We start from the raw sequence: 12456 nt of genomic DNA, 5'->3' as shown, positions 1-12456 counted from the left end.
CCCTGGCCCGGCAGCTCACCGCGGCCGGCCTGCACAGCTGCGAGCCCGAGGCCGCCGTGGTCTCCGTGCGCGCCCCGGGCCCGGAGGCCGCCGTCGCGTGGGCCGCCGACTGCCGCCGGGCCGGCCTCGCCGTCGGCTGCTTCCGCCCGCCGTCCGTCCCGGACGGCATCTCCCGCCTGCGGCTGACGGCCCGGGGCGATCTGACGGACGGGCAGATCGCCGAGGCCGTGCGGATCGTCGCCGAACTCGCCCCGGCGGGCGCGCACCGCTGAGGCCCGGCGCCGGGGAGGAGGGGCCCTGACGGGGAGGGCCCCTGTCGGGGGCCCTACTTCTTCTTCGCCCGGCTCGGCTGGACCCTGGGCGGCTCGCCCTTCGCCTTGGGATGGTCGGGCGGGTACGGGAGTTCGCCGAGGCCCTCGTCGTGGAGCTGCTTGTCGTACAGCTCCAGCAGGGCCTCCAGGCGGAACGCCTGGCCGTCCATCCCGGCGTTCAGGTCGCCGAGTTCGGCGAACCGGGCGGGCAGAGTGCGCAGGTCGAAGTCCTCGGGCGCGGCGTCGTCCAGCTCCTCCCAGCGCAGGGGGGCGGAGGCGGTGGCGCGCGGGCGGGCGCGCAGCGAGTAGGCGGAGGCGATGGTGCGGTCGCGTGCCATCTGGTTGTAGTCGACGAAGATCCGCTCGCCGCGCTCCTCCTTCCACCAGGCGGTGGTGACCTTCCCGGGCATCCGCTGCTCCAGCACCCGGCCGAGCGCGATCACCGCGTGCCGCCCGTCGGTGAAGGTCCACTCGGGCGCCAGCGGCACGTAGACGTGCAGTCCGCGCCCGCCGGAGGACTTGGGCCAGCCGCGCAGCCCGTACTCCTCCAGCAGGGCGCGCAGCTCGTGGGCGGCGCGGACGGCGTCGTGGAAGTCGGTGCCGGGCTGCGGGTCGAGGTCGATGCGCAGTTCGTCCACGTGGTCGGTGTCGGAGCGCCGCACCGGCCAGGGGTGGAAGGTGAGGCAGCCCAGGTTGGCCGCCCAGAGCACGGCGGCGGGCTCGGTGGGGCAGATCTCGTCGGCGGAGCGGCCGCTGGGGAACTCGATCCGGGCGGTGGGCAGCCACTCCGGCAGGCCCTTGGGCGCGCGCTTCTGGTAGAAGAACTCGCCCTCCACCCCGTCCGGGAAGCGCTGCAGGGTGGTCGGCCGGTCGCGCAGTCCGCGCAGCACCCCGTCGGCGACGGCCAGGTAGTACTGAGCGACGTCCAGCTTGGTGAAGCCGCGCTCGGGGTAGTACACCTTGTCCGGGTTCGACAGCCGGACGGTGCGCCCGGCGACATCCAGTTCCACGGCTGAGCCCATGCCCCTCACGCTAAGCGCCGCGCGCCCGGCGCGCGCCCCGGGGCGAACCGGGTGAGGATCGGACGCATGGACCTGCCCGTGATGCCACCGGTGGCGCCGATGCTCGCCAAGTCCGTGGCCAGGATCCCGCCCGGGGCGCAGTACGAGGCCAAGTGGGACGGCTTCCGCTCGATCGTGTTCCGCGACGGCGACGAGGTGGAGCTCGGCAGCCGCACCGGCAAGCCGCTGACCAGGTACTTCCCCGAGCTGGTGGAGGCCTTCCGGCGGGAGCTGCCGCCGCGCTGCGTGCTGGACGGCGAGGTGGTGATCGCCCGGGACGGACGGCTGCGCTTCGAGGAGCTGCTGGAGCGCATCCACCCCGCCGCGAGCCGGGTGAAGCTGCTCGCCGAGCGCACCCCGGCCTCCTTCGTGGCCTTCGACCTCCTCGCCCTCGGGGAGGAGAGCCTGCTGGACGAGCCGCTGTCGGTGCGCCGCCCGGCCCTGGAGGCCGCGCTCGCCGACGCCGCCGACCCGGTGTTCACCGCCCCCGCCACCACCGACCTCGACCTCGCCCGGACCTGGTTCGCCGAGTTCGAGGGCGCCGGCCTGGACGGGGTGGTCGCCAAGCCGCTGGACCAGCCGTACCGGCCGGGCGAGCGGACCATGTACAAGATCAAGCACGAGCGCACCGCCGACTGCGTGGTGGCCGGCTACCGCGAGCACAAGAGCGGCCCGGTGGTCGGTTCGCTGCTGCTCGGCATCTTCGACGACGACGGCAGGCTCCAGCACGTCGGGGTCTGCGCGGCCTTCCCGATGGCCCGGCGCCGCGAACTCGTCGAGGAACTGGCCCCGTTGCGGGTGACGGACCTCTCCCGGCATCCCTGGGGCGGCTGGGCGGACGAGGCCGCGCACGCCGAGGGCCGGCTGCCGGGGGCGGTCAGCCGCTGGACCGGCGGCAAGGACCTCTCCTGGATCGCGCTGCGCCCCGAGCGGGTGGTCGAGGTCGCGTACGACCACATGGAGGGCACCCGGTTCCGGCACACCGCGCAGTTCCGGCGCTGGCGGCCGGACCGCACCCCGGAGAGCTGCACCTACGCGCAGCTGGAGGAGCCGGTCTCCTACGACCTCGGCCGGGTGCTGGGGAGCTGACGCCTCGTCAGGAAAAGTGCGGGGCTGCCCGACCCGGCAGGGTCGGGCAGCCCCGCATGGTGGTTCAGGAGACGTGCAGCGTGGGTGCGGGCGAGGTGGCCCCGGTCTCCGTGGGCGAGACCCCGGGCGACGGCGAGGCGGTGGGCGAGACCGTCGGGGACGGGGACGGTGACGGGGAGGCCGTGGGCGAGCCCGTCGGAGAAGCGGTCGGTGAGCCCGTCGGGGAGGCGGTCGGGGACGGGGAGGCCGTCGACGAGCCCGCGGCGGGCGGAGTGGGCAGGGTGTAGACGTTGTTCGGCGAGACGATCTGGGTGATCGCCCGCGCCAGGAACGTCGAGGGCTCCGACTGGTCGTGCGTGATGTCGGTGTTGAGCAGGATGACCAGGCTGGCCTTGGCCTGCGGCAGGTAGATCACCACGCTCTCGTACCCGGGCAGCGAGCCGTTGTGACCGATCCACCCGTGGGTGGTGAACACCCCGAAGCCGTAGCCGAGGTCGGGGGTGTCCCCGGTGGACTTGAACTTCAGCCGCTCCGCCTGGGTGGCGGGCTTGAGCAGCGGTTCGCCGGTGGCCAGCTCCTTCGACCAGGTCTGGAGGTCGGCGAGGGTGGAGATGACGGCGCCCGCCGCCCAGCCCCAGGACGGGTTCCAGTCGGTGGCGTCCTCGACCGCGCCGCTGGCCGTCTGGTTGGTGTAGCCGTGGGCGTGCGGGTCCGGGAAGGCCGCGTCGGTCGGCAGGCTCGTCCTGGTGAGCCCGGCCGGGTCGAAGACCTGGGCCTTCAGGAAGTCGTTGAGAGGCTGCCCGCCGACCTTCTCGACCACCAGCCCGAGCAGGATCAGGTTGGTGTTGGAGTACTCGAACTTGGCGTCCGGCGCGAAGTTCGCCGGGTGCTTGAACGCGTACCCGAGCAGTTCGGACGGGGGGAACGGCCGGGTCGGGTCGTTGAAGAACGCCTGCTGGAAGCCGGAGTCCAGGGTGTAGTTGAACAGGCCGCTGCGCATGTCGCCGAGCTGGCGCAGGGTGATCCCGTCGCCGCCGGGCACGTTCGGCACGTACTTGGAGACGGGGTCGTCCAGGCTCAGCTTGCCCTGGTCCACGAGCCGCAGGATGCCGGTGGCCGTGAAGGTCTTGGTCACGCTGCCGATCCGCATGTACAGGTCCGGGGACATCGCCGTCCCGGTGTCCTTGTCGGCGACTCCGAAGGCGCGCTGGTAGCTGCCGTCGGGGGTGGTGTAGCCGACGATCACCCCGGGGATGGAGACCTGGCTCATCACCTGCTTGATCGCGGTGTCCAGCCGGCTCGTGACGTCCGGGGTGAGCGCCACGACCCCGCCGGTGGGGCTGCCGGTCGGGGAGGGGCTGAGCGCGGCCGGCTCGGCGGTGACCGCCGGATCGGCCTTCTTCACGGGCTCGGAGCCCCCGGAACAGGCGGAGACGGCGAGCAGGCCGCTCAGCGCGAGGGCGGCGGAGGCCACCCGTACGGACCGGGGGACGGCCGGGCGCGGAGGGCGGGCCGCCGGTACGGAGCGGGGGACGGCCGGTCGGGGCCGCCGGGTGTCGGTCATCGGCGCAGTCGGGCCTCTCTGGGGCGGACGGCCCCTTGGCGGAGGGCCCCGGAGCGCGGCTCGGCCTGGCCGGAGCGCTGCTCCACGGGGCCGCGGGGGGAGCGCCGCCACCGTAAGCACCCGGGTGGTGCGGCCGCGCGCGGGTCGGTGCCCGGCTGGACCGAACGGGAGCACGGTCAGCCGAGTGCCCCGCCCGGCTGGCGGACCGCCGCCGGGCACCCCCGGTCGGGCCCGCCGCCGGGCACCCCGGCAGGGCCCCGGCCTGCCCTGTCCGGCCCCCCTCCGGTGTCGCGCGGACCGCCCCCGCGCTCGGCCGGACGGGTGAGCACCGGCATGCCGCACCCGCCGTCGGCCGCCGCTCGGGCACGATCGTTCAGCCCAGCTGTGGCCGCCCTTAAGAATTCCTCGATGGACCGCACCCCCTCCGACCAGGCAGATTTCTGCCTGCCCGGAGCGTGCCCGTCAGGAGCGGCCGAACCGGGCTCCTCCGGCCTGCCCCCGCGACCCGCAGGCCGCCCCACCCGCACGTCAGGAGCCGCCGTGAAGGCACTCGTCAAGCAGCAGGCCGAGCCCGGGCTCTGGCTGATGGACGTCCCCATGCCCGAGATCGGCCCCGGCGAGGTGCTGATCAAGGTGCTGCGGACCGGCATCTGCGGCACCGACCTGCACATCCGCAAGTGGGACGGCTGGGCCCAGCAGACCATCAGGACCCCGCTGGTGCTGGGCCACGAGTTCGTCGGCGAGGTCGCCGAGATCGGCGCCGGGGTCGCGGACATCGCGATCGGCGACCTGGTCAGCGGCGAGGGCCACCTGGTCTGCGGCAAGTGCCGCAACTGCCTGGCCGGCCGCCGCCACCTGTGCCGCAACACCGTCGGCCTGGGCGTCAACCGCGACGGCGCCTTCGCCGAGTACGTGGCCCTGCCCGCCTCCAACGTCTGGGTGCACCGGGTGCCGGTCGACCTGGACGTGGCCGCGATCTTCGACCCGTTCGGCAACGCCGTGCACACCGCGCTGTCCTTCCCGCTGGTCGGCGAGGACGTGCTGGTCACCGGCGCCGGCCCGATCGGCATCATGGCCGCCGCCGTCGCCAAGCACGCCGGCGCCCGCAACGTGATGATCACCGACGTCTCGCCGTACCGCCTGGACCTGGCCCGCGAGGTCGGCGTGACGCTGGCGCTCGACGTCTCCCAGCACACCATCGAGGAGGGCCAGCGGAAGCTCGGCCTGCGCGAGGGCTTCGACGTCGGCCTGGAGATGTCCGGCCGCCCCGAGGCGATGCAGTCGATGATCGCCAACATGACCCACGGCGGGAAGATCGCCATGCTCGGCCTGCCCGCCGAGCAGTTCCCGGTGGACTGGGCCTCGATCGTCACGTCGATGATCACCATCAAGGGCATCTACGGCCGCGAGATGTTCGAGACCTGGTACGCGATGTCCGTGCTGCTGGAGGGCGGCCTGGACCTCAGCCCGGTGATCACCGGCCGCTACGCCGCCACCGACTTCGAGGCCGCCTTCGACGACGCCGCGGGCGGCAACTGCGGCAAGATCATCCTCGACTGGACCGCCTGAGCCACCCCGCCGACGCAAAAGGAGCCTGCTGTGTTCGACAACGTGCGCGCCGACATCGCCACGACCCTCGACGAGATCCGCGAGGCCGGCCTGTTCAAGCCCGAGCGGGTGATCGGCTCCCCGCAGAGCGCCGCGGTCACCGTGACCGCCGGCGGCCGCCCGGGCGAGGTGCTGAACTTCTGCGCCAACAACTACCTCGGCCTGGCCGACCACCCCGAGGTGCTCGCCGCGGCCAAGGACGCCCTGGACCGCTGGGGCTACGGGATGGCCTCGGTCCGCTTCATCTGCGGCACCCAGGACGTCCACAAGGAGCTGGAGGACCGCCTCTCGGCCTTCCTCGGCCAGGAGGACACGATCCTCTACTCCTCCTGCTTCGACGCCAACGGCGGCGTCTTCGAGACCCTGCTGGACGACCGCGACGCCGTCATCTCCGACGCGCTGAACCACGCCAGCATCATCGACGGCATCCGGCTCAGCAAGGCCCGCCGCCACCGCTATGCCAACCGCGACCTGGCCGACCTGGAGAAGCAGCTCCAGGACACCCAGGACGCCCGCCGCCGACTGATCGTCACCGACGGCGTGTTCTCGATGGACGGCTACGTCGCCCCGCTGCGCGAGATCTGCGACCTGGCCGACCGCTACGACGCCATGGTCATGGTGGACGACTCGCACGCCGTCGGCTTCGTCGGCGCGGGCGGCCGCGGCACCCCCGAGCTGCACGGCGTGATGGACCGTGTGGACATCATCACCGGCACCCTCGGCAAGGCCCTCGGCGGCGCCTCCGGCGGCTACGTCGCCGCCCGCCGCGAGATCGTCGCCCTGCTGCGCCAGCGCTCCCGCCCGTACCTGTTCTCCAACTCGCTGGCCCCGGTGATCGCGGCCGCCTCGCTCAAGGTGCTCGACCTGGTCGAGAAGTCCAACGAGCTGCGCGAGCGGCTGGCGGCCAACACCGCGCTGTTCCGCACGAGGATGACCGAGGCCGGGTTCGAGATCCTGCCCGGCGACCACCCGATCGCCCCGGTGATGATCGGCGACGCGGCCAAGGCCGGCCGGCTCGCCGAACTGCTGCTGGAGCGCGGCGTGTACGTCATCGGCTTCTCCTACCCGGTGGTGCCGCACGGCCAGGCCCGGATCCGGGTGCAGCTGTCCGCGGCGCACTCCACCGAGGACGTCGAGCGCGCCGTCGCCGCCTTCGTCGACGCCCGCGCCGCACTGGGCGAGTAGCCCCGAAGAGCTGCCCGTGGGCCGGACCGCTCGGAACCGGACCGGCCCACGGGCTCACGACCGCCGTGCGGCGGGGGCGATTCGATTCGCCTCCGCCGCACGGCCCGCACACCACCTGCCCCACCCTCCCGCACGGGGGCGGGACGCCGGCCCGGCCGACGTCCCGCCCCCGTCGTGGTTCCCGGGGTGTGATCGGGCTACTGCTGGTCGTCGTCCTCGCCCTGGTCGTCGTCGCCCGCGTGGAGCCGGGTGGGCTTGGCGAAGACCTGGGAGCCCTCGACCGCCGGGCCGTCGGTGCCGGCCACCAGGTTGCCGCTGGTCGAGTCGAACAGCACGGTCCTGCCGTTGGCCGACACGTACGGGTCGTTCGACGAGCCGTTGCCGAACGAGCCGTCGGGCGCGGTGGAGACCCGCTCGGTGCGGCCGGTGCGCAGGTCCTGGCGGTAGACGTCCCAGCCCGGGTGCTGCGGGCCCGCCACCAGGTTGTCGGCGGCGGAGGAGAAGTAGACCCAGCGGTGGTCGGCGGTGACGCTGGGGTGGCCGGAGGAGCCGACCGAACTGGTGCCGGGCAGGCCGCCGCTGATCCGCGTCACGGTGCCCGTCCGCAGGTCCCGGACGTGCAGCACGGTGTGGTAGCGGTGACCGTTGGTCGAGCCGCCGAGCTCGGGCAGGCCGTAGACCGCGTACCGGCCGTCGGGGCTGATGGTGGCGTCGAAGGCCGCACTGGTGAGCTTGCCCGCGGTGTCGTAGCTCGCGGGCGAGATCGTCCGGGAGGCGACGTCGTAGGTGTAGTAGGTGGCGGTGGTCGGGCGGGCCAGGAGCACCGACGGCGCGGCGGGCGGGGCCGCCTCGGCGCCGGGGGGCAGGTCGACGTCGCCGGCGGTGAGGGACGCGGCCGGGTCGGGCGTCTCCTCGGACGGCAGCAGCGCAGAGATCGATCCGAAGCCGATGGTCCGGCCGTCCGTGCTGATCGTCGGGCGGAAGGACGTGCTCTCGCCCGCCCGGCCGTTGTAGTCGCGGGAGACCAGCCGGGTGGTGTGGGTCCAGCGGTCGGTGAGGTAGACGTTGATCTTCCAGGTGTAGGGCCTGGCGAGCGAGGGTTCGGCGGTGGGCTCCGTGCCGGGCTCCGTGCCGGGCTCCGGCTCCGGCGGCACGACGGTCGGATCCAGGTCGTTCCGCGAGGACACGTAGACCACGTACCGGCCGTTCCCGCTGACCTGCGCGTTGTACGAGGAGTGGTACTGGTCCTTGTCGGTGTCGGTGGGGCTGCTGCTGACCAGCTCGGTGCGGCCGGTCCTGCGGTCCCTGATGTACACCTCGGTGCGGTCCTTGACCTGCGCGCCGGGCGCCACGTTCTCGCCGTCGCTCTCGAAGACGACGTAGCGGCCGTCGGCGCTGATCCCGGCCTGGTCGGTCGAGCCGCTCGGCGCCGCGCCCGAGTCGGACAGGTTGACCTGTTCGACTCGGCCGGTGCGCAGGTCCTTCACATAGGCGTTGCTCCAGCCCACCGGGGGCTGGGGCAGCAGGTTCGTGGCCCGGGACGTGAACAGGGCGTAGCGGCCGTCGGCGCTGAGGCCCTGGGCGGCGGACGGGAAGTCCGGCGCGGTGCCGTTCACCCCGGCGCTGACCTGGACGGTGCCCCGCGGCCGCGGGGCGGCCTGGGCGGGCGCGGCGGTGACGGCCAGGACGGCGGCGGCGGCCAGGACGCTGCCGGCGCCCGACAGCCACCGGTTGCGGGTGGTACGTGTCATGAGGTGTTCCTCCCCAATGGTCGCCCGGCCGGGCTCCCTCCCGGCGACGGGCTTTCGCAGAGCCAATCGTCGGGAGGGCCGAGGGGTCAACGTCCGTGGGTGATGTCGGCGGAAAATACGTCAACGGACGTATGGGGAAAGGGAATCAGGCCATCACAGGTGCCGCACGAAGACGTCCGTGGCGGCGTTGGTGTCGCCCGGCACCAGGTTGCCGTCGGCGGAGCTGAAGAGCACCGTGCCGCCGGTGGCGTCCACGGACGCGCCCAGCGAGTCGGCGGTGCCCTGCGCGCCGTCCCGGGTGAGGCTGACGCGTTCGATCCGGCCGGTCCACAGGTCCCGTCGGAACACGTCGCTGACGCCGTTGGTGTCGTCGGGGACGAGGTTGTCCGCGCTGGAGTCGAAGTAGACCCAGCGGCCGTCGGCGGTCATGGCGGGGGCGCCGGCCCCGGCCTCGGTCGTGGTGCCGGGCAGACCGGCGTTGGCCCGGGTCAGACCGCCGGTGTCCAGGTCCCGGACGTACAGGTCCATCCGGAACCGGTTCGAGCCGGGCCCTCCGATGCGGAACGGCAGGGCGAACAGGGCGTGCCTGCCGTCGGGGCCGAGCCGGGCGCCGACGGCGACGCCGCGCAGGGTGCCCTCCTCGTCCAGGCTGGCGCCGGAGACCTTGCCGGTGTCGGCCTTCCAGACGAAGTACGGGTAGAAGCGGGCCGGGGCCAGCCCGGGTGCTCCGTCCTCGGCAGCGGTGGGGGTGGTGGCGGTGGGGGTGGCAGCGGCGGCCGGGGCCTCCGGCAGCAGGTTGCTCGCCCGGGAGGTGAAGCCGACGGTGGAGCCGTCGGCGCTGATCGTCACCCCGTACGAGGTGTTGTTCGCGGCCTCGCCGTCCACGCCGGTGGTGACCACCCGGGTGGTGCCGGTACGGCGGTCGGTGACCAGGACGTTGAAGTAGCGCGGGTTCGAGCCCGGGGCGAGATCGGCGCGGTTGGACAGGTAGGCGACGTAGCGGCCGTCCCGGCTGATGGACGGGCTGTCGGAGTACCCGCCGCCACCGGGCCCCGCGGTGACCAGTTCGGTGTGCCCGGTCCAGCGGTCGCGGACGAAGACGTCGCTGGGGTGGGAGGGTTGGTCGGGCACCACGTTGGTGGCGGTGGTGCTGAAGGCCACGTAGCGGCCGTCGCCGCTGATCGAGGCCGTGGTGGTGGGGGCGTTCAGCGGGGAGCCGTCGTCGGCGACGCTGACCCGCTCGATGTGCCCGTTGCGCAGGTTCCGGACGTACACCTCGTCGGAGTTCGGGGTGCCGGCCACGGGCAGCAGGTCGGTGGCGGCGGAGGTGAAGAGCGCGGAGCGGCCGTCCTCGCTCAGCCCGAGGGCCGACGAACTCCCCTTGAGCTGCTCGCCCTTGGGGCCCTCGCTGATCCGGGCGGTGTCGCCCTTGGGCGGTTTGGCCTCGGCGGCGGGCATCGCGGCGCCGGCGGCCACGGCGGTGGCCGCCAGCAGTGCGGCGGCACGGGCGAGCCGTCGGCGGGCGGGTGCGTGCGTCATGGTCGGTCCTCCCCTGGTGGCGGTCCCGGGCCCACGGCCCCCGCGGCCCGGTCGGGGAGAGCCAAGCGTCGTACGGGTGGTCGGTCAACGACCGGTGGCGATTCCGTTCGGAAATACGCCACCGGTCGTATGCGGCAAGGGAGTCAGGGCGTCACAGGTGGCGCACGAAGACGTCGAGCACCTCGTTGGTGTCGCCCGGGACGAGGTCGCCGTCGTCGGCGTTGAAGAGCACCGTGCCGCCGGTGGCGTCCACGAACGGGCTGTAGGACGAGGACGTGCTCTGCGCGCCGTCCCGGGTGAGACTGACCCGCTCGATCCGGCCGGTCCACAGGTCCCGTCGGAACACGTCGCTCACGCCGTTGGTGTCGCCGGGGACGAGGGTGGCGGCGCTGGAGTCGAAGTAGACCCAGCGGCTGTCGGCCGTCATCACGCCGCCGGAGGAGGACCACTGGGTGCCGGTGCCCGGCAGGTCGGTGTTGACCTTGGTGACCTTGCCGGTGGCCAGCTCCCGGACGTACACGTCCAGCCGGATGCCGTGGGCCGGGCCGGGGGAGCCGCCGACGAACACCGGGAGGCTGTAGATCGCGTAGCGGCCGTCCGGGCTGACCTTGGCGTCGTACGAGACGCCGGTCAGCTCGCCGGCGCCGTCCAGGCTGCCGCCGATGATCTTTCCGGTGTCCGCCTTCCAGACGTAGAACGGGTAGTAGTGGGGGCCCGCCAGGGACGGCCCGGGGCCGGCCTCCGAGGGGTCCGCGCCGGCGGGGTCGGTGCCAGCGGGGTCGGTGGCGGCGGGGTCGGCGGTGGCGGGGTCGGCCGGGGCCTCCGGCAGCAGGTTGCCGGCCCGGGAGGTGAAGCCGACGGTGGAGCCGTCCGCGCTGATCGTCGGGGCGAAGGAGTTGTTGTTCGCGCCCTCGCCGTCCGTGCCGACGGTGACCAGCCGGCTGGTGTGGGTCCAGCGGTCGGTGACGTAGACGTTGTTCTTGCCGCGCCGTACGGTGCCCGGGGCGAGGTCGCCGCGGTTGGAGACGTAGGCGACGTAGCGGCCGTCCCGGCTGATGCTGGGGCTGATGGCCCCGAACGGGCTCTGGTCGCCGTTGCCCGGCAAGGCGGGGGCGGTGACCAGTTCGGTGTGCCCGGTCCAGCGGTCGCGGACGAAGACGTCGCTGGGGTGGGAGGGTTGGTCGGGCACCACGTTGGTGGCGGTGGTGCTGAAGGCCACGTAGCGGCCGTCGCCGCTGATCGAGGCCATGGTGGTGGGGGCGTTCAGCGGGGAGCCGTCGTCGGCGACGCTGACCCGCTCGATGTGCCCGTTGCGCAGGTTCCGGACGTACACCTCGTCGGAGTTCGGGGTGCCGGCCACGGGCGGCAGGTCGGTGGCGGCGGAGGTGAAGAGCGCGGAGCGGCCGTCCTCGCTCAGCCCGAGCGGGGTCGAGTAGGCGTTGAGCTGCTCGCCCTTGGGGCCCTCGCTGATCCGGGCGGTGTCGCCCTTGGGCGGCTTGGCCTCGGCGGCGGGCATCGCGGTGCCGGCCACGGCGGCGGCCGCCAGGACGGCGGCGGTGCGGGCCGCCCATCTGCGGGTGCGTGCGGTCATGGCTGGTCCTCCCCTGTGATCGCCCGGCCGGGCTCCCTCCCGGCGGCGGGCTCTCGCAGAGCCAACCGCCGGGAGGGCCGGTGGTCAACGGGCTCGGGTGATCCCGTCGGGAAATACGTCAACAGGCGTATTCCGCAGGGGAGTCAGGCGCTCACAGCCGGCGCCGGAAGACGTCCGTGGTGGCGCTGTCGACGACGGGCGCCAGGTTGCCGTCCTCGGCGCTGAACAGCAGGGTCGTGTCCTCGTCGTCGACCTGGGGGAAGAACGCGGAGGTGGTGCTCTGCGAGCCGTCCTGGGTGAGGGAGACCCGCTCGGTGAGCCCGGTGCGGGGGTCGGTGCGGAAGACGTCGGCCTGGCCGTTGGTGTCACCGGGGACGAGGTCGGTGACCTCGGAGGTGAAGTACACCCAGCGGTCGCTCAGCGGCATCACGGGGTCGTACGACGACTCGAGGGTGCTGCCGGACAGCGGTTTGTCGACCTTGGTGGTCGCGCCGGTGGCCAGTTCGCGGACGTAGACGTCCTGGTGGCGGCCGTGCGAGCCGGGCCGGCCGCCCTCCTCGAAGACGGTGTAGACCGCGTAGCGGCCGGAGGGGCTGACCCGCCCGTCGTTGCCGGCGCCGACGAGCTCGCCGGCCGCGTCCCGGCTGACGCCGGTGATCTTCCCGGTGCGGGCCTCCCAGACGTAGTACGGGTAGGCGCGGATCCCGGCCAGCTCGGCGCGGGCGCCGGCGGTGCGCGGGGCCCGCGCGGCCCCGGC

The 12456-nt window shown here is 73.5% G+C and carries 8 protein-coding genes and 2 pseudogenes; 4 read left to right on the top strand and 6 right to left on the bottom strand.

The features are described 5' to 3' along the window. A pseudogene (locus AB0E96_RS30565) lies at window positions 1–272 on the top strand (8-amino-7-oxononanoate synthase); the annotation flags it as partial. Between the two features lie 53 nt (window positions 273–325). On the opposite strand, the gene ligD reads toward AB0E96_RS30565, so the two are convergent. Further along, window positions 326–1333, bottom strand: coding sequence for a non-homologous end-joining DNA ligase (gene ligD, locus AB0E96_RS30560; RefSeq protein WP_359829018.1), 1008 nt, complete (start codon window positions 1331–1333; stop codon window positions 326–328). 66 nt (window positions 1334–1399) lie between these two features. Between ligD and AB0E96_RS30555 the strand changes: the two genes are divergently transcribed. Then, window positions 1400–2461, top strand: a complete 1062-nt coding sequence (locus tag AB0E96_RS30555) for an ATP-dependent DNA ligase (protein ID WP_359829017.1) — start codon at window positions 1400–1402, stop codon at window positions 2459–2461. A gap of 64 nt (window positions 2462–2525) precedes the next feature. On the opposite strand, the gene AB0E96_RS30550 is transcribed toward AB0E96_RS30555, so the two are convergent. Continuing rightward, complete coding sequence (locus tag AB0E96_RS30550) at window positions 2526–4025, bottom strand: serine hydrolase domain-containing protein (RefSeq protein WP_359829016.1); 1500 nt, start codon at window positions 4023–4025, stop codon at window positions 2526–2528. A gap of 540 nt (window positions 4026–4565) precedes the next feature. Between AB0E96_RS30550 and tdh the strand changes: the two genes are divergently transcribed. Next, window positions 4566–5594 carry an L-threonine 3-dehydrogenase gene (tdh, locus tag AB0E96_RS30545; RefSeq protein ID WP_359829015.1) on the top strand — a complete coding sequence of 343 codons (1029 nt, stop codon included), beginning with the start codon at window positions 4566–4568 and terminating at the stop codon, window positions 5592–5594. Window positions 5595–5624: 30 nt separating this feature from the next. Further along, on the top strand, window positions 5625–6818 hold the full coding sequence (locus AB0E96_RS30540) for a glycine C-acetyltransferase (protein WP_359829014.1): 1194 nt from the start codon (window positions 5625–5627) through the stop codon (window positions 6816–6818). A gap of 197 nt (window positions 6819–7015) precedes the next feature. Here the strand turns inward: AB0E96_RS30540 and AB0E96_RS30535 are convergent, their stop codons facing one another. The 4 genes and pseudogenes from AB0E96_RS30535 to AB0E96_RS30520 all read right to left on the bottom strand — a co-directional run. Next, entirely contained in the window at window positions 7016–8569 is a 1554-nt protein-coding gene (locus AB0E96_RS30535; protein WP_359829013.1) for a hypothetical protein, read from the bottom strand. A 153-nt stretch (window positions 8570–8722) separates the two neighbouring features. After that, window positions 8723–10108, bottom strand: coding sequence for a hypothetical protein (locus AB0E96_RS30530; RefSeq protein ID WP_359829012.1), 1386 nt, complete (start codon window positions 10106–10108; stop codon window positions 8723–8725). Window positions 10109–10259: 151 nt separating this feature from the next. Next, entirely contained in the window at window positions 10260–11699 is a 1440-nt protein-coding gene (locus AB0E96_RS30525) for a hypothetical protein (RefSeq protein WP_359829011.1), read from the bottom strand. Between the two features lie 151 nt (window positions 11700–11850). Next, window positions 11851–12456 (bottom strand): annotated as a pseudogene (locus AB0E96_RS30520) (hypothetical protein); the annotation flags it as partial.

This window comes from Kitasatospora sp. NPDC036755 (assembly GCF_040636595.1).
Taxonomy (GTDB): domain Bacteria; phylum Actinomycetota; class Actinomycetes; order Streptomycetales; family Streptomycetaceae; genus Kitasatospora.
The sequence above is the reverse complement of the archived record's forward strand: the minus strand, read 5'-3'. Positions and strand labels throughout refer to the sequence as shown.